21 protein-coding genes and 1 pseudogene are annotated in these 19,712 nt (G+C 51.6%); 2 read left to right on the top strand and 20 right to left on the bottom strand.

The features are described 5' to 3' along the window. Positions 1–414: 414 nt before the first annotated feature. From ACORNT_RS10495 to ACORNT_RS10430, 14 genes are all read right to left on the bottom strand, one after another. Positions 415–588, bottom strand: a complete 174-nt coding sequence (locus ACORNT_RS10495; protein ID WP_321390192.1) for a hypothetical protein — start codon at positions 586–588, stop codon at positions 415–417. A gap of 163 nt (positions 589–751) precedes the next feature. Beyond that, positions 752–994, bottom strand: a complete 243-nt coding sequence (locus tag ACORNT_RS10490) for a hypothetical protein (RefSeq protein WP_321390190.1) — start codon at positions 992–994, stop codon at positions 752–754. A 345-nt stretch (positions 995–1,339) separates the two neighbouring features. Then, a complete protein-coding gene (locus tag ACORNT_RS10485) occupies positions 1,340–2,974 on the bottom strand; it encodes a Na(+)/H(+) antiporter subunit D (RefSeq protein ID WP_321390187.1) in 1,635 nt (544 codons plus the stop codon). A 40-nt stretch (positions 2,975–3,014) separates the two neighbouring features. Further along, a complete protein-coding gene (locus tag ACORNT_RS10480) occupies positions 3,015–3,278 on the bottom strand; it encodes a hypothetical protein (RefSeq protein WP_321390185.1) in 264 nt (87 codons plus the stop codon). Next, a complete protein-coding gene (locus ACORNT_RS10475; RefSeq protein ID WP_321390182.1) occupies positions 3,275–4,756 on the bottom strand; it encodes a proton-conducting transporter membrane subunit in 1,482 nt (493 codons plus the stop codon). Before ACORNT_RS10475 ends, ACORNT_RS10480 begins: the two co-directional genes overlap by 4 nt. Next, on the bottom strand, positions 4,753–6,246 hold the full coding sequence (locus ACORNT_RS10470; protein WP_321390179.1) for a monovalent cation/H+ antiporter subunit D family protein: 1,494 nt from the start codon (positions 6,244–6,246) through the stop codon (positions 4,753–4,755). The genes ACORNT_RS10475 and ACORNT_RS10470 overlap by 4 nt, the downstream gene beginning before the upstream one ends. Beyond that, positions 6,243–6,620, bottom strand: coding sequence for a cation:proton antiporter subunit C (locus ACORNT_RS10465; protein WP_321390176.1), 378 nt, complete (start codon positions 6,618–6,620; stop codon positions 6,243–6,245). Before ACORNT_RS10465 ends, ACORNT_RS10470 begins: the two co-directional genes overlap by 4 nt. 1 nt (position 6,621) lies before the next feature. After that, positions 6,622–7,626, bottom strand: a complete 1,005-nt coding sequence (locus tag ACORNT_RS10460; protein WP_321390173.1) for a DUF4040 domain-containing protein — start codon at positions 7,624–7,626, stop codon at positions 6,622–6,624. Continuing rightward, complete coding sequence (gene mnhG, locus ACORNT_RS10455) at positions 7,623–7,958, bottom strand: monovalent cation/H(+) antiporter subunit G (RefSeq protein WP_321390170.1); 336 nt, start codon at positions 7,956–7,958, stop codon at positions 7,623–7,625. Before mnhG ends, ACORNT_RS10460 begins: the two co-directional genes overlap by 4 nt. After that, positions 7,958–8,248 (bottom strand): monovalent cation/H+ antiporter complex subunit F, encoded by a 291-nt coding sequence (locus ACORNT_RS10450; RefSeq protein WP_321390167.1) that lies wholly within the window; start codon positions 8,246–8,248, stop codon positions 7,958–7,960. The genes mnhG and ACORNT_RS10450 overlap by 1 nt, the downstream gene beginning before the upstream one ends. Continuing rightward, positions 8,248–8,760 carry a Na+/H+ antiporter subunit E gene (locus ACORNT_RS10445; RefSeq protein WP_321390163.1) on the bottom strand — a complete coding sequence of 171 codons (513 nt, stop codon included), beginning with the start codon at positions 8,758–8,760 and terminating at the stop codon, positions 8,248–8,250. The genes ACORNT_RS10450 and ACORNT_RS10445 overlap by 1 nt, the downstream gene beginning before the upstream one ends. 55 nt (positions 8,761–8,815) lie before the next feature. Beyond that, entirely contained in the window at positions 8,816–9,280 is a 465-nt protein-coding gene (locus tag ACORNT_RS10440; protein ID WP_321390161.1) for a Rap1a/Tai family immunity protein, read from the bottom strand. Positions 9,281–9,386: 106 nt separating this feature from the next. Next, positions 9,387–10,166, bottom strand: coding sequence for a hypothetical protein (locus tag ACORNT_RS10435; protein WP_321390158.1), 780 nt, complete (start codon positions 10,164–10,166; stop codon positions 9,387–9,389). A 3-nt stretch (positions 10,167–10,169) separates the two neighbouring features. Next, positions 10,170–10,676 carry a sigma-70 family RNA polymerase sigma factor gene (locus ACORNT_RS10430; protein ID WP_321390155.1) on the bottom strand — a complete coding sequence of 169 codons (507 nt, stop codon included), beginning with the start codon at positions 10,674–10,676 and terminating at the stop codon, positions 10,170–10,172. A 308-nt stretch (positions 10,677–10,984) separates the two neighbouring features. On the opposite strand from ACORNT_RS10430, the pseudogene ACORNT_RS10425 reads away from it, so the two are divergent. After that, positions 10,985–11,313: pseudogene (locus tag ACORNT_RS10425) on the top strand (IS110 family transposase); the annotation flags it as partial. Positions 11,314–12,186: 873 nt separating this feature from the next. Further along, on the top strand, positions 12,187–12,693 hold the full coding sequence (locus tag ACORNT_RS10420) for a GNAT family N-acetyltransferase (protein ID WP_321390152.1): 507 nt from the start codon (positions 12,187–12,189) through the stop codon (positions 12,691–12,693). A 118-nt stretch (positions 12,694–12,811) separates the two neighbouring features. On the opposite strand, the gene ACORNT_RS10415 is transcribed toward ACORNT_RS10420, so the two are convergent. From ACORNT_RS10415 to ACORNT_RS10390, 6 genes are read right to left on the bottom strand one after another with little or no spacing between them, the layout of a single operon-like run. Then, positions 12,812–13,993 carry an acetyl-CoA C-acyltransferase gene (locus ACORNT_RS10415; protein ID WP_321390148.1) on the bottom strand — a complete coding sequence of 394 codons (1,182 nt, stop codon included), beginning with the start codon at positions 13,991–13,993 and terminating at the stop codon, positions 12,812–12,814. Then, entirely contained in the window at positions 13,990–15,261 is a 1,272-nt protein-coding gene (locus ACORNT_RS10410) for an ArgE/DapE family deacylase (RefSeq protein ID WP_321390146.1), read from the bottom strand. Before ACORNT_RS10410 ends, ACORNT_RS10415 begins: the two co-directional genes overlap by 4 nt. Then, positions 15,261–15,905: a 3-oxoacid CoA-transferase subunit B gene (locus tag ACORNT_RS10405; protein WP_321390143.1), complete on the bottom strand. Its 645-nt coding sequence runs from the start codon at positions 15,903–15,905 to the stop codon at positions 15,261–15,263. The genes ACORNT_RS10410 and ACORNT_RS10405 overlap by 1 nt, the downstream gene beginning before the upstream one ends. Positions 15,906–15,910: 5 nt before the next feature. Beyond that, on the bottom strand, positions 15,911–16,597 hold the full coding sequence (locus ACORNT_RS10400) for a 3-oxoacid CoA-transferase subunit A (RefSeq protein ID WP_321390142.1): 687 nt from the start codon (positions 16,595–16,597) through the stop codon (positions 15,911–15,913). Between the two features lie 25 nt (positions 16,598–16,622). Beyond that, positions 16,623–17,960, bottom strand: coding sequence for an aspartate aminotransferase family protein (locus ACORNT_RS10395; protein WP_321390139.1), 1,338 nt, complete (start codon positions 17,958–17,960; stop codon positions 16,623–16,625). Positions 17,961–17,983: 23 nt separating this feature from the next. Continuing rightward, a complete protein-coding gene (locus tag ACORNT_RS10390) occupies positions 17,984–19,570 on the bottom strand; it encodes an amidohydrolase (protein ID WP_321390136.1) in 1,587 nt (528 codons plus the stop codon). Between the last annotated feature and the right edge of the window lie 142 nt (positions 19,571–19,712).

The following is a 19,712-nucleotide window of genomic DNA, read 5'->3' as shown; positions in this document are numbered from 1 at the left end:
CGGCACAGAGTCATGCATCGGCCTTCGGCTGAGTGTAACCGGCTATGGCTTTCCGATGCAAGTTTTTACACCTGGTCAAAATTATCAGGTCGTTTTTGAGCGGCTGGGCCGGCCATTTTTCCACCGCCTTCACCCGATTATACTCGTTCTGAGCCAATCGAAGTGCTCTCGGTTCTCGAAAGTTTCATAACCTGCCAGACTTATATTTTTTTGTTTTTTTGCAGGATTTTAACATAGGAATCGTACAACGATAATAAGTGTCAAACCTCTCCTATCACTCCAAGTTTAGCCACTTGCTCACCGTAAATAATTCAACCTTACGCTCTGTCGCTACGATTATTCTGGTCGACCGCCTGGCGCGAACCTTAATCGTCGACAGAATATTCAGTTTTCAAACGATTAACTCAGCATGACTTAGATATTGAGCCAGTATCGTGTATTTTTTAGCTGTCCCGTTTTCTTCAGGGCACCTTTTGCGATCAATTCCTGAAAATCACGCATTGCTGTTGCACGAGATGCGCCGGTAATCGAGATATATTTTTCCGCACTCATCCCGCCAGTGAAGCCAGAGGATCCTTCCTGAAACATACGTAGCAGAGCTTTTTCCTGACGTTATTTCAACAATCCTCTAAGACGATTAAAGAGCCTGAATTTGGCAATGATAAATTCCAGAAGGGATTCTGTATTATTCTGTGCGGAAAAAACCATTTCGGCAAAATAAATCAGCCAATCTGTAATATCGGTTCCTTTGTTACTGTCCTCCAGAGCCTGATAATAATCTTTTCTTGAAACCTCTATGGTTTGTGACAAAGCTATCAGAGAGGGCTAACCAATGGATTGCGCCAGCGCTTTTTGGACAAGTCCACTCTTCCTGTTCCAAGGCCCAACGCTGAGCTTGCATTCTGGTTTTAAACAACTTTCTTTTTCGAGTACCTTTGAGTCTTACGCCTGCTTGCCACTTCTTTCCATGTTTTCTCACTGAAGCCATTTTCACACCTATCTCCTTGCGCACTTTTTTCTGATAAGATAAAAAATGAGGGAAAATTGGAAGAGCATCAACCGCAGAAACCTGAATTTTTCTGCGGTTTAGGAAGATTTAGGAATGTCCGGGAAAGGATATTGGTGCAGTCAGCAGGCACGAACAGCCTAAATATCTCATACAGTTAGAAGATAAATTGTGCGATTTGTGCGCACTTTATTATAGAGGCTTATTTTCCAGAATTTGCCTGCTTATGACGGGGGTTTCACCCCCTGGTGCACTCTCAATGGCCCCCCTACTCGATCCAAAGGTTCAAATCCCGAGCTGGATATAGACGGACGTTATCCGAACGCCCTATGGCTAAAATACGTAAGAGACAAGATAGAGCAGCAGCAGACTGATCGTCCAGGCCGCTGTGGTGCTGATCATCCATGTCCTGGTCAACACGCCCCTGGCGTTAAATAGAGTGTCAAACAGGCCAACGAAATAGGTCTTTCCGCCTGAAAGAGCCCGTATAAAGCGATCATAGGCCCGCGACAGAATATTCCACGTGGCATTACCTGCCCAATAAAGCGGACGGCGGTAAAACCAGTCCGCGTCCAGGCTGATGGTCAGGGTCCGTTTCATCCAGGGCAGCATGACGAAGAAGGCCAGCCCGGCAAACAGCAGCAGTTGCAGATAATTCAGCACCGTCGACGCTTTGTAGGGTTCATAGGTCACCGGATAGGGCAAAAGATCATAGAGTGGCGCGGCATAGACGCCGATACCGATGCAGAGAAAGGCGAAAATGATCATTGCCAGCTGCATATTCACTGGCGGATCCTTGGGACGCAGACCGGAGTCCTTCTGGAAAAACACAAACCAGGGAAATTTGATCCCGGCATGCAGGAATACCCCGGCGGACGCCGCGGCAAGCAGGAAATATACGACCGTCATGGCTTCATAACCAGCGGCAGCGGAAATCATATTCTTGGAGACAAAGCCGGAGGTCAACGGGAAACTGGAAATCGCCAGCGCGCCGATAATACCGCAGACGGCGGTCACCGGCATGGACTGGAACAGTCCACCCAGGTCCGTACAGCGCCTTTTCCCGGTCTGGTGCAATACGGCACCGGCGCTCATCAGCAACAGCGCCTTGTAGATTATATGGCAGAAGGCATGGGCCGCCACACCGTTCAGCGCCAGCGGGGTGCCGATGCCGATCCCGGTCACCATGAAGCCCACCTGGTTAACGATGGAATAGGCCAGAATCCGCCGCATATCGTTTTCAAGCAGCGCGTAAATGATGCCATAAAAGACCATAATCAATCCGATTGGAATAAGTATCTTGGTCCCGGCGAAAACCACCATCAGCACATAGACGGCGGTCTTGGTGGTAAAGGCGGACAAGAAGACGCTGCCGGACGGGCTTGCCTCCGGATAGGCGTCCGACAGCCAGGCAGAAAAAGGAGGAGCCGCCGCATTTATCAGTATCCCGATCAGCATGCACCAGGCGCCGATTCCGTCCAGGTCGACGGCTGTAAAGTCGATGGTGCCGGAATGGCTGATCTGGGCGATGATACCGATCATCAGGATCACCCCGCCCAGTAAATGCATCAGGATATAGCGCATGCCGGCAGCCCGCGCCTGCTCCGTGCCCGCGCACCAGATGACCAGAGTTGAGCCGATGGCCATCAGTTCCCAGAATATAAACATGGTGATCAGATCACCGGCGAAGGTAACGCCGACCGCCCCTCCCGCATAAACAAAGGCAGACGCCATCTCGCCGCTAGTCGCCTGACGCAGGGCAAAAAGACCGCCGACAAAGGCCATCAGGGTAAAGATAGTGGCGAACAGCCGGCCCAGGGTGGTGACTTCAAGCGGCACCAGCATATAGTCCAGGAAGGGCACTTCAAGCATGGCGTCCGCGGGCAGGCTCCAAATCGCGTAAAAAGTCAGGGCGGGCACACCAAGCACCAGAAGGTCCCGCCCCCTTCCCTTAGCAAGGGAAAGCAACAGTCCTCCAATAATAAGAACGAGGGCTGGAGGAAAAAAGTCACTCATCATAATAGTCCTCCTTCCGCTTTACGATATATCCAAGCCATTTGGCCCCCAAAACCATGGCCACACAGGTCGCGAAACCATAGAGCGCCGGAAAGGCAAACCAGCCGTCCACCCCGAATTTGCCCTTGATGGGGACGAAGAACTGGGCGAGCACGGTGAGAAGCAGGATCACACCGCCACCGATCCAGAGTTTCCGGATCGTGTCCTTTCTGACCAACCAGTGTTTTTCCATTTCATCCTTCTGTATTTCCGTCATGGAGCACCTTTGAGCAGAGCTTCCGCCAGCTCCAGGAGGGGAGCATGGACAAAAAAGATCAATATTGTAAGGAAAGCCGTGGCTGATAGAGCCAGAACTATCGGCAGGGGAGCCTCTCCATGCATCTCTGCCACGGCCTCTTTTGCCGGTAGCGGGCGGAAGAAAGCGCGATAAACAATCGGTAAAAAATAAGCTGCATTCAGCAAGGTACTGATCATTATAACCATAAGGGCGAACAGGCTTTCCGCTTCAAGCGTGCCCATCACCAGATACCATTTGCTGATAAAACCGCCCGTCAGCGGCAGACCGATCATGGCCAGCGCCCCTACGGCGAAGGCCGTCATGGTCACCGGCATGCGCCAGCCGATGCCATCAAGCTGGCTGACCTCTGTCTTGTGAGCCGCGGTATAAATGGAGCCCGCTGCAAAAAACAGCGTAATTTTGCCCACCGCGTGAGCCGCAATGTGAAGGGTAGCCGCCACAATACCAGCCGGCACATACAGGGCAACCGCCAGGATCACATAGGAAAGCTGGCTCACGGTGGAAAAGGCAAGACGTTTTTTAAGGTTATCCTGCCTGAGCGCGATCAGGCTGGCGACAATAATCGTAAAGCCGGCCGCGTAGATCAGCCAGGAAGCGCTCGCCTCCCCGGCCAGCAGGTCAACGCCGAACACATAAACCACAACCTTGACCACGGTAAAGACACCGGCCTTGACCACTGCCACCGCATGCAGCAAAGCACTGACCGGGGTCGGCGCCACCATGGCCGCCGGCAGCCAGTAATGCACCGGCATCAGCGCTGCCTTACCGATCCCGATCATATACAGGAACAGCAGGAAGCCGACCGCCCCGCCGGACAGGACCCCGGCGAGAATACCGCCCGGAACGAAGTCCATGGTGCCGGTGGCGCTCCAGGTCCAGATGATGGCCGGCAGCAGGAAACCGACTGACGTGGTCAGCAGCAGGCCGATATAGACCCGCCCGCCGGCCAGCGCCTTGGCATCCCCTTTGTGGGTGACCAGCGGATAGGTGGAAAGGGTCAGCGCCTCGTAAAAGAAGAACAGGGTCAGCAGATTTCCGGCAAAGGCAATCCCCATTACGCTGGCAATGGCGATGGTGAAACAGATGTAGAATCTGGTCTGGTGTTGTTCCTTATTCCCCCGCATATAACCGATGGAATAGACGCTGTTGATCACCCACAACGTCGAGGCAACCAGCGCAAACAGCATGCCGAGCGGCTCAAGGGTAAAGGCAAAACCGAGGCCCTCCGCCATCGCCGGCAACCTCAACTCGATCACCTCCCCTGCCAGCACCTGCGGTAACAGAGACCAGACCAGGACGGCCAGCAGGAGTGATGTGGCCAGGGTCACAGCTTCGCGCACATTTGGGATACGCCCGCTGGCCGCAACGCCGAGACCGCCCAGCAACGGAATGATGATCGCCAGCGCCAGGGGATTGGAGAATACGTCTGCCATCATAGCAACGCCCCCCCGAGAAGCTGCTCGCCCGCCGTGCGGGCCATGTCAAGGGGCAGGCCAGGATCAATGCCGAAATAGATATTGGCCAGCGCCATCACCCAGGTCGGCAGCAGCAGAGCCAGCGGCGCCTCCCTCGCCACCGTTGAATCTTCCGCTTTGGGACGGAAATAGGCGGATTCGACGATACGCCAGATATAAACCACTGCGATCAGGGAACCGATCAGCAGCAGGACGGCCAGTATAATGCCGGTCGCCCCCTGCTCCAGCAACGCCCTGACCAGATAAAGTTTACTGATGAAACCGGCCGTGAAGGGCACGCCGATCAGGCTCAGACCGCCGATGACAAAAGCCCCCATGGTCCAGGGCATTTCCCGGCCGCATCCGGCCATACGGCTGATCTGGCAGGTGCCGTATCGGAAATACAGGCAGCCCACGGCCATAAAGAGAACCGCCTTGGCCAAGGCGTGGTTAAACAGATGCAGGATGCCTCCGGTCAGGCCGGCGACCGTTAACAATCCGATCCCGAGCAGGATATAGCCGATTTGTCCGACCGACGAATAGGCCAGCACCCGCTTGATGTTTCCCTGGTAAACGGCGGCAATGGCCCCGACGAAGATGGCAAGGACGCTGAGGGGAATAATAAAGCTGGAAAACTGGATATCATGATGATCCAGGTTCGGCTGGAACACGATAAATTCGAACCTGAGCAATACATAGATGGAGACCTTGGTCGAGGTCGCCGCCAGCAGGGCCGATACCGCATGGGGCGCGAAGGTATATGCGTTGGGCATCCACAGATGCAGCGGGAACATGGCAAACTTGAGCGCCAAGCCCAGCGTGATGAAGCCGGCCGCCGCCAAAACGGGACGCGAGAAATCAGAGTCTGGAAGACGGGTGGAAATATCGTAAAGGTTCAGTGTACCCGTGGTCATATACAACAACCCGACACCGATCAGGAAGAAAGTGGCGCCGATGGAGCCCATGATCAGATATTTGTAGGCGGCCACCAGGGAGCGCCGGTCCTTGCCGCACGAGACGAGGATGTAACTCGCCAGCGATGAAATCTCCAGAAACACAAATATGTTGAAAGCATCGCCGGTGATGGTGATACCCAGCAGGCCGGAGACGCAAAGCAGCCAGGCGGCATAGAACATCGGTTCCCGCCAATCATCGATTTCCTGCTGCACACTCAGCCGCGACCAGGTGATTACGACCGCATTGACGCCCGTGACCAGCAACAGCATCAGGGCATTCAGTACATCAATACGGAATTCAATACCGAACGGAGGTTCCCAGCCTCCCATGGAATAGGCAAAAACGCCATGTTCATTGACATGCGTAAAAATGCCGATCGCCGCCAGCAGGCTTAGCCAGCTGATCAATACGGCGACTGACCAGGCTGTGGAGCGCCAGCGCAAAAGGGCGCAGATCGGGGCCGCCGCCAGCGGCAGGGCAACCTGCAGGGCAGGCAGATGGGCAGCAAGGGTCACGAGGTTGTCTCCTTCTCGCGGGAGTCTTTCTTGCGGATTTCGTCCTCTTCGACGGTGCCGTATTCCTCCTTGATACGGACCACCATGGCAAGCGCCAGGGCGGTCGTTGAAATTCCGACCACAATGGCCGTCAGGATCAGCACCTGCGGCAGGGGATTGGAGAAGATGGTGTCTTCAGGCAGGTCAGGGATGATGATGGGCGCGGTGCCCCCTTCCACTTTGCCCATGCTGATATACATCAGGAAGACAGAGGCCTGAAAAATGCTTAGACCTATAACTTTCTTGATCAGGTTGGTCCGGGCGACGATAGCATAGAAGCCAAGCATCAGCAGGATCACAAACACCCAGTAGTTAAAAAGACCGAGAATTTCCATGTCAGCGGCTCCCCCGTGCTGAAAAGCCATAGAAAATGGTTACCAGCGCCGCGGTAACCGTCATGCCGACCCCGGCCTCGATCAACAGGATCCCCAGATGCTGGCCCGCTAGCGGTGTGGCGGCAAGGACCGAATAATCCAGGAAATTCCCGCCAAGCAGAAGCGAGGCAAAACCGACGCCGGCGTAAAGCAACAGCCCGGCGGACATCAGAATACCCATGGCGCGTGCAGACAGCACCGTCTGGGCAAGATCATCGCCATTGACGATGGCATACAACATGACGGCAGAAGCAAAAATCGCCCCGGCCTGGAAACCGCCGCCCGGCCCGTAGTCGCCGTGAAACTGCACATAAAGCGCGAACAGCATGATAAAGGGGATCAGCAGCTTGGAGACCACCCGCGGCACCATATGATGGCTGATGGTTTTCCGGTCCTCGGTTTTCTTTCCCTGCTCGTCCCGGGGCTTTCGACGCGGTCCGCCCAGAAGCAGCGCCACACCGGTCGCCGCCGTGAACACAACGGCAACCTCGCCCAGCGTATCAATCCCGCGATAACTGGCCAGAATGGCGGTCACGAAATTGGGGACCCCGATCTCGTCCATGCTTTCGTTCAGATATTTTTCCGAAACATGACCATGAACCGGTGCCTGCGGATCCCCCAGGGAAGGCTTGTCTAATGTGGCATACAAAAGGATCAGAGCCGTCAGGACAATGACAACACCGGCCAGCGGTCGGGCGGCGCCTTTTCCGGTTTCGCGGTCGGTGGTCAGCGCCAGGGTGCCAAGCATCAGCACCGTTGAGACCCCGGCGCCGACAGCGGCCTCCGTCAACGCCACATCCGCGGCATCCAGCAGGAAGAAGGACGCGGCGATCAGAAGAGAGAAGATGCCGAGCAACATCACCGCGGTGAAGAGGTTGCGGGTGATGACGATCCCGGCGGCCACAATGACCAGCAGCACAAGAATGACAAGGCCGATGATGTCAAGAAAAAGCATGTTTTCGGTCATTTATCGCTTCCTTTCTCTTGTCCGGACAACAGGGAGGCCTTCGGCTTCACGCCGGCCAGCAAAGCCGCATTGGCCAGCGCGTAAGCCGCAGTCGGGCTTGTAAACAGAAGGAAGAACAACATGATAATCAGTTTGACGGTCACCAGCGTGAAACCACCCTGTACCATCAGACCGATCAAAATCAGGATCGCCCCGAGAGACTCCGTCAGGCTTGACGCATGCATCCGGGAATAGAGGTCCGGCATGCGGAGAAAACCGATACCGCCGGCAAAAACGAAAAAGCTGCCGGACAGAAGCAGGATCCAGGATAGAATATCGGCAACAAGTTCCATTATGCCTCCCCTCCCTGCTCGCCGGCTTCTTCCGCCTGGGCAGCAGTCCGGCGCTGAAAATACTGCAGCACGGCAAGAGTACTGATAAAATTGATCAGGGCGTAAAGCAGGGCAAGATCCAGAAAGTCGGTCCGCCCGAACAGGAAGGCGACAACCGCCAGCAACAGCACGGTTTTCGTGCCGAACATATTGACGGCAAGTATACGGTCGTAAACGGTCGGCCCGACGAGCGCCCGGACAACAGCCAGGGACATGGTAATCACAATGGCGACTACTGCAGCAAGATACATTACACTCTACCCTCTTCCTCAGTTCCGGCTTCCAAACCGGCGCTACCCATCACCCTCGCGGCGCGCATATTCATTTCGCCAGCCTGAACCTCCAGGGCACTCTCTTTTGTCAACGCATGCACCAGCACCTGGTTTTCGAAGAGATCAAGTGATAGCGTGCCCGGCGTCAGGATAATGCTGTTGGCAAACAGGACCTGACCCAGATCACTTTTCTGCCAAGCCGATACTTTGACAATCGTCGGACTAATTTTCATTTTGGGGGACAGAACAATCCGGGCGACATGCACATTGGATTTAAAAATCTCAACGACCAGCCACATCCAGTAGGCAAAGATTGACCCCGCAAGCTGAAATGGCACACCTTCCTCGTCGATGGCGGCCATGCGTCTATTGACGATAAGAACGATCACGATGGACAGAACGCCCAGCCCAAGCAACAGGGGATCGACGTGCCCCGACCACAATAGCCATGTGATCCCCAGCGCCAGGGCAAGGCTGGCTATACGCAGCATTGGCGGTTCTCCACTTCATTACTGCTTGTTATCAAAAAAACAGGATTCTCAACTTTCATTCATTGCAGGGAAAATTTTCGAGCAGCGCATTGAACAGAATCTTGTTATCGGGAAGCGGCGTGTCATCCGGATGCTCATTGAGGTATGTCACCACCTTACGCACAACGACATCCGAAGTGACGTCATCCGAAATGCAAAATCCCCGATGAAGCGCAGGGTCTATATATCTGAACCGGCTACCGGCCCGCGTGCGAATGGCGCGGTCGGAAAAACTATCGCCGGTGGGAGAGACTTTTTTACTGATCTTCCGGTCAACATCCCTGCGCAATGAATGGATACCGGAAAGATATCCCTGGATAAAGGATTCACATAAAATACCTTCCTTGCTTTCGGGGGCCTGAAAATAAACCGAACACTGTGACCTGAGGTCAAGTTCATCCAGCCACTCCATGGCCCGGGAAGGACCAGAACTCAGCACGACTGTCAGGGCGATGACACTGACTAACCCGGGTATTTTCATACTTCTCTCCTGCACCAAAGTGCCTTTCTTGAATTGATCATCAGATCGCGAGCGCGACCGTTTCAATCCATATACGCCTGAGAAGTCTTTCTATTCCCCCGGAATATCAAAAAATTCCCGATTTCGGGATTTTCATATTTTCCTGCAGGGTACTATCCAGGTAATCCGCAATGTTGCGTACCTTGTCATCGGGCATCGGGGAAACTATGGCATATCGTGAAAAAGCATGTTGCCAGTAGGCAACAGCCACATTCGGTCGATGCAGGATACGCATGGGCAATTCCTCCTGCTTTTTGTCATGCAGCAGGAAATAAGACAGGCTTTCTCCTCCATCACCACGATAGGAAATCTGGAGAACCGGTCCCTCGTAACTGGGTACGAGACGGGCCCCGGCGGGCGCCAGGTTAAACCGTGTCAAGTCGGGGAGCACCGCCGGCTCCCCGATATGGGAGAACAACCCACTGACGCTGTCGCTCGCGAACCGCTCGTGCTCACCAGTTTCAAGGGAAGTCAGGTTGTGGGCAACAGTAATTTCATCGGTGAACCAGGGACCACCATAGATTTCCTGGTAAACGCCGTGACTGATCCAACCGGATGCTGTCATTACGATCGCCAGCATGGCTGCATAGTGCCAGCGGGTAAAACGTGTACGCTTCAGTTTTTTGGCAAGCTGGCGTTCAAGTGTCCTGAGCGCTGCCGATTGGGGCGGTCGGGAGCCAAGCTCTGAAAATTCCCGGATATTTCTCTTGTCCTCCAGGTATTTCTGCACTTCCGATGCGACTGAGGGGTTTTCCAGAAGATATTCTTCAACACGGTTCATGGCTTCGTCATCCAGCAGGCCATCGACATAACTGTGTAGTTCTACTTCCAATGGACGATTATTCATATCTCACCTCACAACCTTAAAGCGGGCTTCCCCTTTTGAATTCATGATCTTCCGCAGCGCCTCCCGCCCACGGGCCAGCCTGGACATCAGTGTCCCTACCGGAATATCAAGGACCTCCGCGGCTTCTTCATAAGGCATACCCTCCAGCGCGATTAAACTTAACGCCGCCTGCTGATCCGTGCTCAGCCTGGCCATCATCCGCACCGTATGGCGGGCCTCAAGCGTTTTTTCCTGCTGCGGCGGGACTGTCCCGTCCTGTTCCGCCAGTCCGTCAAGAAAGGCCGCCGCCCTGGTTCGGCGGGCAAACTGTCTTTTGCTGGAAATGAAATTGTTATGCAGGATGGCAAAAAGCCAAATCCTGAGCTTTTTTTCCGTCTTATAGGTATGGGCGGCCGCAATCGCCTTGACCAGCGTTTCCTGCACCAAATCATCTGCATCATGATGATTCCGGCACAAAACAAAGGCATAACGCCGCAGGCTTTCTATGTGATCAGACAATTCTTCAAGCATATTTTTTCCACCAGCTTTTAGAATGTATACGCTCCGATAAAAATAATAATCCCGATTTAATATACTTTTTTCACAATTATCACTAACTTTCATGCCTGCGGCATGTTCCTGAAGGGTCGAAATAATCTGTTCTTCCGTATTTTTTTGCGCTTGATAAAAGGATCTCCTGAAAACGGTAAAGAAGCGCCGCCTCGGATAAATTCGGGCGGCGTCAACTTCCGTTGATGATGTGGACGGCCCTCGTTAGCGGCATCTGATGTGCCATAATGAGAGTTGTTTCGAACTTCATTACAGGAGGACCATCCACCATGAACATTACCACAATCGGCCTTGACCTCGCAAAGAGGGTTTTCAGATCCACGGCATTGATGACACTGGCAAGGTGTTCATCCGCAAACAAGTGCGCCGACATATGCTGCTGCCTTTCTTTGTCAACCTTCCCCCCTGTCTGGTTGGCATGGAAGCCTGCGCCAGTGCTCATCATTGGGCGAGAGAACTCCAGAAACTGGGCCACCAGGTTCGTCTGATGCCGCCTCAATATGTCAAACCCTACGTCAAACGGGGCAAAAATGACGCAGCCGATGCGGAAGCCATCTGTGAAGCGGTCACCCGGCCAACCATGCGCTTCGTACCGATCGCCTGGGCGATCATGACCCGGAAAGAACCCTACATGCCAAGAGAAAGACACGCTTAAACCGCACGACTGAACACAACACCCCTTTGCAAGGACATTTGATGTGATGATCACAAAGAGCAGGAATCCAAGGACCCGGACACCTCGACCACAACCAGGCTCATAATTGAGCGTGTGTTTGATTGGAGACCGGGTCTGCGGAAATCATCAGGGCCAGCGGATATCAACCGCATCAAAAGGCCGGACACATGAAAGCACCTGACGACATCGCAACATCCAACAAATTTACCCTTGCATTTAAAGGGCCGTCCACACATGGTTGCGGGGGCAGGATTTGAATTGAACCCATACTCAGACTTTCTAAGTCTTGCAGCGTAAATATAGAACCGATCAGAGCTGCAGACTGTAGCTTATGTATCCTCGAAACTGTCCAACCAATGGCGTATAGCTCAAGCGCACTTCTAATATCTAGGCGCAGACAAAACCTATCGAGCACGACAACTTAAATCCTCCATAAAATATCAATAATTCTTTTGGAGGTCCTGTCCACTTTTTTTAAGACAAGACCACTTCGACTGGAAAAAGTTAACGTGACAAGCCCCAATTGTCACCTCGAAGAACATTCTAAACATATATGCTCATCGTCTGTAGATTGTTTGCTCTCCATAAAGCTGCGCTAACGTCGCTTAAAGGCATACTTCCGATGTTCATCGTTTTATATTTCTAATATCTATAACGGATATAAAAATCAATAAATTGACCGTGCATCGACTCTCCCTTTAGAATTGAGGAAACAGGATAATTTCCCAATACTATAGGGATACAGGTTATTCTTTCCTCCAAGATGTTTTTATAGTATAAACAAGGGCTTACATAATGATTTCGATCAGACCAGCTGTAATGAACGATGCTTCCATCATTACCACGTTTCTCCATCGACTGGCTGAACATGATGGTCATGGCGATCAATGCCATATCACAGAAGAGCAAATCACCCGCTTCGGATTTTCCCCGGAAAAATGCTTCGATACCCTTATCATTGAGGTCAACGACGAACCGCAGGGTCTCGCCTTATTTTACATGACTTTTTCGGTGTGGAATGCAAGTCCGATTCTGTTTTTAAGTGATCTATATGTCAATGAGAACTGCCGTGGACTGGGCCTTGGCCAAAAACTCTTTGCCGCACTGGCTAAAACAGCCATGAAAAGAGGTTGCAAACGTATGGAATGGCAGGTGCTTCCTGAGGCGGCCGCCGTCGGATTTTACAAGAGTTTCGGAGCCCGGAGGGTAGATGATTTTCACATTTATCGGCTTGACGGCGATAATCTGAAAAACCTGGCGGATAATATTCAGTCGAAATCGAACCAGGAATCTCTTAATTAGAAACAAATCACGACCGGGAAGGTTAAAGCCTTACCTTTCATTTACGATTCCAGCTCGTCCAATACGAGTACTCCCGGACTAAAAATAATTATATTATCATGTCCGGGATATTTCTCGCTCAAACCTTCTCAATCACCATCGCTATACCCTGCCCGCCACCAATGCATGCGGCTGCGACACCGTAACGGCCATCGATCTTACGAAGAATTCTGGCCAGGGTGCCCGTCAACCGTATACCGGTTGCGCCAAGAGGGTGCCCCAGGGCAATAGCCCCGCCCATGATGTTGACTTTCTCAGGATCCAGTTTCAGCTGTTTCATGGCATAAAGCGGGACCACACTGAAAGCTTCATTGATTTCCCAGGCACTGACCTGATCTGACGTAATACCGGCATTTTCCAGCGCGGCTTCGATGGCCGGCATTACACCAGCACCCATCAATTCTGGATTCACGCCCCGGTCTACACAACTGACTATTCTGGCAACCGGTTCCGCCCTGGTCTTTAAAATAGCTTCCTCGGACATAAGAACCGACAGTGCGGCGCCGGTTGTCAGGGGCGAACTGTTCCCTGCAGAGACAATGCCCTCTTCATCAAATACCGGCTTCAGTTCCGCCAGACGGGACAGGGTTGTGTCCTGTCGAATATTTCCATCCACCTGCACAGTCTGACCATTCGGCGTTGTAATTGGAATGATTTCATTGGCGAAAAAGCCCACTTTCTGTGCCTGACCGGCTTTCTGATGTGAATGATAAGCGAATTCATCCATGGCCTGCCGGCCAATACCACTTTCCGCCGCCAGTCTCTCCGCTGTCAGGCCCATATTGAGGGCCACACCCATATCAAGTTTCCGTTCACCGTCATACCCCTTACTGGGTACGGTCAGAACACCTTCTTTAAACAAAGACGGCCCCATGGGGATTCGGGTCATATGCTCATAACCCGCCGCCAGGGCGATATGCGCACTTCCCGCCCCAATATTCAGGGCAGCCATGCGCATGGCCGCAAGGCCTGAACCACATTGCTGATCAATCATACGGCTGCCGCCTTTTCCCCCCAGGCCACTCAGGTAGATCGGGTAACGCCCACCAAAACTCCACTGATCCTTGACCGGCAGGGCGCAACCGATAGTCAAATCATCAATGAGATCATTTGTGATGTCATTACGCTGACATATATTTTTCATTATGTCGGCCAATATCTCATCGGCTCTCATATCAGCAAAAGGATCAACATCCATCTTGACCGGGTGTGCCCGGCTGAACGCTGACCGGGCATAATCTACCAGAAATGCATTTCTCATATTTTCTCAACCTTACACCAACGACTAATAAACAAAGCATATGTCCTCAACACTTGCCGGACGGATTCCAGATTCACACATTCATCGATTCCATGAATATTCTTCGCCACTGGGCCATAACAGGTACCTCCGGTGCGATTATAAAAATGGAACGCCCGCAGGTCCGTTGTGCAGGTAGACAGATAATGCCCGATCTCTTTTTGGGTCAGGCTCATATGACATCTGGAGAGCATCTCAATTCCTGGATGTTTTAAATCGATCAAATGACCTTCGGACCGAAAACCATGAAAGCGCAAAACCGGTCGTTCTGCCCCGAACGCCGGCAGTCTGCTGACGGCCCCTTCCAGCTTGTCACTGACCTTCTGCATGATGTCATTGGCCGACATGCCAGGAGGAAAACCAATTCTGGCCTCAAGTTCGGCATGCGCAGGTACACTGGATGGCCAGTTCCCACCTGAAATCCTGCCAATATTCAAATTAAACGGATGATCGAACTGGTCATACGGAGGCACGCGATGATGTGTATTGAGATCATCTTCCAGTTCTTTCAGAAAAGGAATCAACATCTGAAGTTTTTCAATGGCATTGGCCCCGCTGGAAGTATCCAGCACATGTACCGGCACCCCCCTGGCAATAATTTTAAACCACAAAACGCCAAGCTGGCCGGTATAAAGTTGAGGCCCGAAAGGTTCGGGTATCAGAACAAAATCACCATCATACCCATGCTGAAGACAGGCCAGTGCACCATTACCTGAACATTCCTCCTCAACCACGGCTTGAATGGTCAGGGGCGAGGAAATTTTATACCCGGCGTGCTGAACGGCATGCACCGCGTAGATCATGGCGGCAACGCCAGACTGCATGTCCCCTGCTCCCCTGCCATATAACCAGCCATCTTTTTCCCAAGGGTCGTTGGGGGCCTTCGTCCACATATCAAAGGGCGTTGCACTGACCACGTCAAGATGGCCATTAAACACCAGGCTCTTGCCCTGTTCTCCCTGATTAAGGCAGGATACAAGATTGTACTTATCCTCATGATCCCACTCGACAGGTGCATACAGGGGGCTAGAAACCATGTCATCACGTTTCATCGGCACACGGCTTACAGGCAGATTCAGATCATCCATTACCCGTTCAACGACCTCCAGAGTGCCATTTTCCTGCCCCAGGACACTGTATTGTTTTACCATTTCCTTGGTAAAGTCGACCACAGACGGAAACAGCTGATCACAACTGTTCAGTATATCCTTTTCCAGATCCTCCTGCATCAGAACCTCTCAATCAGCGAAGGAACGATGAGATCGGCTTCAGTAGACGCGATTACTTCTTCCAGCTCAATGTTTTCGGCCAATTCCCGCAACAGCAACCCACCCGCTGTGACATCCATCACAGCTTTATCGGTGATGATACGCGATACACAGTGAGCGGCAGTTAAAGGCAAACGACATTTCTTGAGAATTTTGGACTTTCCATCCTTGCTGTTGTGACTACATAAAACGATAACACGTTTAGTCTTCTGGGCCAGTTCCATTGCCCCACCAATTCCGGGGGAAAAATAGCCCGGTATTTTCCAATTGGCCAATCCTCCTTTCTGATCCACCTCGAAAGCCCCGATCATGGTAACGTCCAGTTTACCACGCCGAATCAGACCGAAAGAAACTGCGCTGTCCATGATGGAGCATCCATCCCGCACTGAAATATAGGCGCCGCCTGCGTCAATCAAGAATGGGTCAATTTCATTTTGTGATGCCCTTTTCCAGGATCCGAGAATGCCGTTTTCAGAGTGAACCAGCACATCCATTTCATCTGGCAGGTGGGACAAGACCTGGGTGGGAAGTCCTATGCCAAGGTTTATAATTTGGCCTTCACTGATTTCCTTGGCGGCTCGCCGCACAATTTTTTCTGTATCCATTTTCTTTATCGCCCCTCCCTGATTTTATAGTCTTCAGTCAGTTCAGGGAGTTCTACAACTGCTGAAATAAAGGCTGATGGTGTATGAATTTGCTCAGGCGGCAATTCTCCGGGCTGAAGAAGTTTCGGCGTTTCCGCTATGACATGCTCGGCTGCCATGGCCATCAATGGACTGAAATTCATTCCCCCCGCATGATAAATCAGGTTGCCGAAACTGTCTGCCCGAGAAGCATGTATCAGGGCAAAATCCGCTTGGAGAGCGCTCTCAATTTTCAACATCTTACCCTCCCATGAAATCAGTTCGGAAGGATCTGTAATTTCCGTATCGATGCCGATATCCGACAGAAACCCATAACTTCCCGCCCCTGCAGTCCTTATTTTTTCCGCCAGAATACCTTGCGGAAAAAAAACAACCTCCAGTTCACCTTGATTCATTTTATCAACAACGAATTTGTTCAAACCAATATGGGAAGTAATCAGTTTATCCACTTGTCCGGCTTCTATGAGCTTGCTGATCCCCAGCGTCGTTTCATTGGCATCATTCTTGATCAAAATGAGATTTTTCTGCCCTTGATGCAACATTTCCTCAATCAGGCAAAAAGGCGTGCCGGGACTCCCGAAACCACCAATCATGATTGTTGCACCGGATGGAATGGAGGCTATTGCCTCCTCGATATTTTTTTGTTTGTTCATTTATTGTTTCCGTTATCGATGCAAGTCAGGCTACAGACCGCTGGAAATCGTCCAATGTCTTATCCAGAAGTTCCAGAACAATCCCGATCTCATCTGCAGTGATGGTAAGCGGAGGCGAAACCAAAAAATGATCGCCAGCCAGGCCGTTCAGACTCCTTCTTGGATAAATAAGCAGACCGTGTTTTTCACGCGCAATTTCGGTAATTTTGGAAAAGACATTTTGTGACGCAGAAAAAGGCGTTTTTGTTTCAGGGTCCTCCACAATTTCCACAGCCTGCAAAAGACCAATTCCTCGGACATGACCTATCACGGAGTATTTTCGTTGAAGGTCTTCAAGGCCTTTGCGGAGTTCCAGCCCCCTCGCCTGAACATTCTCAAGGATATTGTCCCTTTTGATAGTTTGTATGACTGCAAGACCAGTGGCACCAGCCAGAGGATTTCCTGCATAAGTATGACCATGCATGAACCCGCCACTTTTTACTACGACATCCACAATTTTTCGGGTTGCTATTGCCGCTGCCACCGGATAATAACCTGCACCCATGCCCTTGGCCAATGCCATGATATCGGGCGTAGCATTCCAGTGTTGATAAGCAAACCATTCCCCGGTACGGCCGACACCAGTCAAGACCTCATCGAGAATGAATAGACATCCATACTCATCACAAAGTTTACGTATTGCATCAAAGTAACGCTGGTTCAGCATACGCGCACCCGTACTGGCGCCGCCAACCGGTTCAATGGCAATGGCAACAATATGCTCACCCCCGACCTGTTCAATCAGAGCTCTGGTCTCTGCAATAACCTTGTCCACATGGAGGTCTTCGTTATCTTCTTCCATGCGATAAAAGTCGGGACTTGGGGCCTTGAGTGATCCCATCACGATATCAGAATAATGGCATTCCAATGGATAATAACCGGTCAATCCCAGTGCGCCAAGTGTACTTCCGTGATAGGAGGGGCGCAAAGAGACGAACCTAGTCCGCTGCGGTTCCCCCTTAGCGACAAAATATTGCCGGGCCAGTTTCATACAGGATTCAACGGCCTCGGAACCACTACCGACAAAAAAAACCTTTTCCAGCTTTCTACCAGTCAATTCTACTAGTTCGGCAGCAAGATCAATTGCAGGTTCATTTTCGAACTGTGTACGGTAGCTGAAAGCAATTTTATCAAGCTGAGATTTCATTGCTTCTTTGATTGCCGGATGGTTATGTCCCAGATTACAGGTTATTGCACCGGCACAGGCGTCAAGATATCTTTTGCCTTCCGTATCCCAAATAAAAACACCATCCGCATGGCTGGAAATCGGTAAATGCCCGCCAGCCTGATAGAATAATGCGTCTCTTTTATCAGCAGCACTCATTTCTTTACACCTATTAAACGATATTATTTTTTCTGATATACAATTCTGCCACCAACCACTGTCATAACAACATTTGCAGACAGTATTTCCTTTTCGGAAATGGTCATGATGTCCTTGTCGAAAACAGTGAAATCAGCCTGTTTGCCCACCTCAATGGTTCCCCGATCACTTTCCTGGAAAGCCGCATATGCAGGCCAGATCGTAAACATTTTCAGGGCAACATCCCGGCTCACGGCCTGTTCAATATGCCAGTCTTTGTTGGAATATCCGCCCAGATCCTTGCGCACTACGGCCGCATAAAACTCGATCAATGGATCTCCGACTTCCACCGGAGCATCACTGCCACCGGCAATAATCAGACCAAGGTCGATAAGTCCCTGCCATACATAAGCATTTTTCACTCTCCCAGATCCCAGCCGGGTTGGGGCGAAATACATGTCACCTATAGCGTGGGAAGGCTGCATGGAAGGGATCACGCGCAGTTTTTTCAATCTTTTCTGTTGCTCTGGGGCAATGACCTGAACATGTTCGATACGCCATCTGGGACTCTGAACAAGACGATCAGAAACTTTGACTTGCGCGAACGCCTCTTCAAACCAATCCAGGACAATACGATTAGCCTTGTCTCCGATGGCATGCACTTCTACTTGAATGCCGTTTTTCAGAGCCTTTAGCAGGATTGGAAGAGTCTCTTCCTTTGACAACAACATCAATCCCTTTGAGTGATCATCCTGATATTCTTCTTCCAGAGCCGCGCCACGTGACCCAAGAGCTCCATCCATAAACAATTTAATAGACCGAACGGTGATTTTATTTTCGGGATCAACTTCCGGGCCACGGGCCAGCACTGCCTGAATGCTCTCCCCGTCATCCAGCGCATAATAAACCCGATGGGCCAATTTACCCTCTTCCCTCAGTTCCTTCAGGAGTTCAATGTCCAACTCATTTCCGCTGGCATTCTGGGTCTGAGTCCAGCCAAGGCGCGCGTTCCGTTCCAAAGCCATCCTCAAGGCTTCTTTGTCTTCTTCCCGGGTTTTAGGAGGCATCAAATCTGTCACCAGAACCATGGCATTATCGATCAACAGTCCGGTTGGTTCACCACTACTATCCCGCTGTATTATTCCACCATCAGGATCAGCCGTATTACGGTCAATGCCGGCAAGCTTGAGTGCAAGGCTATTCACGAGAATGGTATGACCATCTGAACGATGTAAAACCACCGGCCTGTCATCAACAACTTGGTCGATATCGTACCGCGTGGGAAACCTTTTTTCCGGCCAGTATTTCTCTATCCACCCAACACCTACAAACCACTGCCCGGGTTTGCCGTCTTTTGCTTTCTGCCGAACCAGCTCCATGGCATGTTCCAGACTCTCGGCATCACGCAAATCCAGGGTGATTTCCCGGTAACCGGTTTCCCTCAGATGGACGTGAGCATCCGTGAATCCCGGATAGACAAAAGCCCCTTGCAGGTCCAGTTTTTGAACCTTGTCGCAATCATAGTCCACCACATTACCCACAGCGACAATACGATCACCCTTCACCGCTACCGACGCGACAATATCCTGGACATCGTTGCCGGTATAAATGGTTGCATTCTGCAGGATCATATCCGCTTCCCGACAGTTTCCACCAGTTAACCGGGAATCCTCCCCAAAAGAAGGCTGGCAAAATCCTGCCACTGCGATCCCTAGGCAACCAAATCGAAGTAGATCCCGCACCATCCTTTTCATCGGATGAGCACGGCGCATA

The organism is Emcibacter sp., assembly GCF_963675455.1.
Lineage (GTDB): Bacteria > Pseudomonadota > Alphaproteobacteria > Sphingomonadales > Emcibacteraceae > Emcibacter.
The sequence above is the reverse complement of the archived record's forward strand: the minus strand, read 5'-3'. Positions and strand labels throughout refer to the sequence as shown.

Bases quoted from the DNA above. Each gene is read 5' to 3' on its own strand.
- ACORNT_RS10495 (WP_321390192.1), bottom strand. From the start codon at position 588: ATGTTTCAGGAAGGATCCTCTGGCTTCACTGGCGGGATGAGTGCGGAA.
- ACORNT_RS10480 (WP_321390185.1), bottom strand. From the start codon at position 3,278: ATGACGGAAATACAGAAGGATGAAATGGAAAAACACTGGTTGGTCAGA.
- ACORNT_RS10475 (WP_321390182.1), bottom strand. From the start codon at position 4,756: ATGATGGCAGACGTATTCTCCAATCCCCTGGCGCTGGCGATCATCATT.
- ACORNT_RS10465 (WP_321390176.1), bottom strand. From the start codon at position 6,620: ATGGAAATTCTCGGTCTTTTTAACTACTGGGTGTTTGTGATCCTGCTG.
- ACORNT_RS10460 (WP_321390173.1), bottom strand. From the start codon at position 7,626: ATGACCGAAAACATGCTTTTTCTTGACATCATCGGCCTTGTCATTCTT.
- mnhG (WP_321390170.1), bottom strand. From the start codon at position 7,958: ATGGAACTTGTTGCCGATATTCTATCCTGGATCCTGCTTCTGTCCGGC.
- ACORNT_RS10450 (WP_321390167.1), bottom strand. From the start codon at position 8,248: ATGTATCTTGCTGCAGTAGTCGCCATTGTGATTACCATGTCCCTGGCT.
- ACORNT_RS10445 (WP_321390163.1), bottom strand. From the start codon at position 8,760: ATGCTGCGTATAGCCAGCCTTGCCCTGGCGCTGGGGATCACATGGCTA.
- ACORNT_RS10440 (WP_321390161.1), bottom strand. From the start codon at position 9,280: ATGAAAATACCCGGGTTAGTCAGTGTCATCGCCCTGACAGTCGTGCTG.
- ACORNT_RS10435 (WP_321390158.1), bottom strand. From the start codon at position 10,166: ATGAATAATCGTCCATTGGAAGTAGAACTACACAGTTATGTCGATGGC.
- ACORNT_RS10430 (WP_321390155.1), bottom strand. From the start codon at position 10,676: ATGCTTGAAGAATTGTCTGATCACATAGAAAGCCTGCGGCGTTATGCC.
- ACORNT_RS10420 (WP_321390152.1), top strand. From the start codon at position 12,187: ATGATTTCGATCAGACCAGCTGTAATGAACGATGCTTCCATCATTACC.
- ACORNT_RS10415 (WP_321390148.1), bottom strand. From the start codon at position 13,993: ATGAGAAATGCATTTCTGGTAGATTATGCCCGGTCAGCGTTCAGCCGG.
- ACORNT_RS10410 (WP_321390146.1), bottom strand. From the start codon at position 15,261: ATGCAGGAGGATCTGGAAAAGGATATACTGAACAGTTGTGATCAGCTG.
- ACORNT_RS10405 (WP_321390143.1), bottom strand. From the start codon at position 15,905: ATGGATACAGAAAAAATTGTGCGGCGAGCCGCCAAGGAAATCAGTGAA.
- ACORNT_RS10400 (WP_321390142.1), bottom strand. From the start codon at position 16,597: ATGAACAAACAAAAAAATATCGAGGAGGCAATAGCCTCCATTCCATCC.
- ACORNT_RS10395 (WP_321390139.1), bottom strand. From the start codon at position 17,960: ATGAGTGCTGCTGATAAAAGAGACGCATTATTCTATCAGGCTGGCGGG.
- ACORNT_RS10390 (WP_321390136.1), bottom strand. From the start codon at position 19,570: ATGATCCTGCAGAATGCAACCATTTATACCGGCAACGATGTCCAGGAT.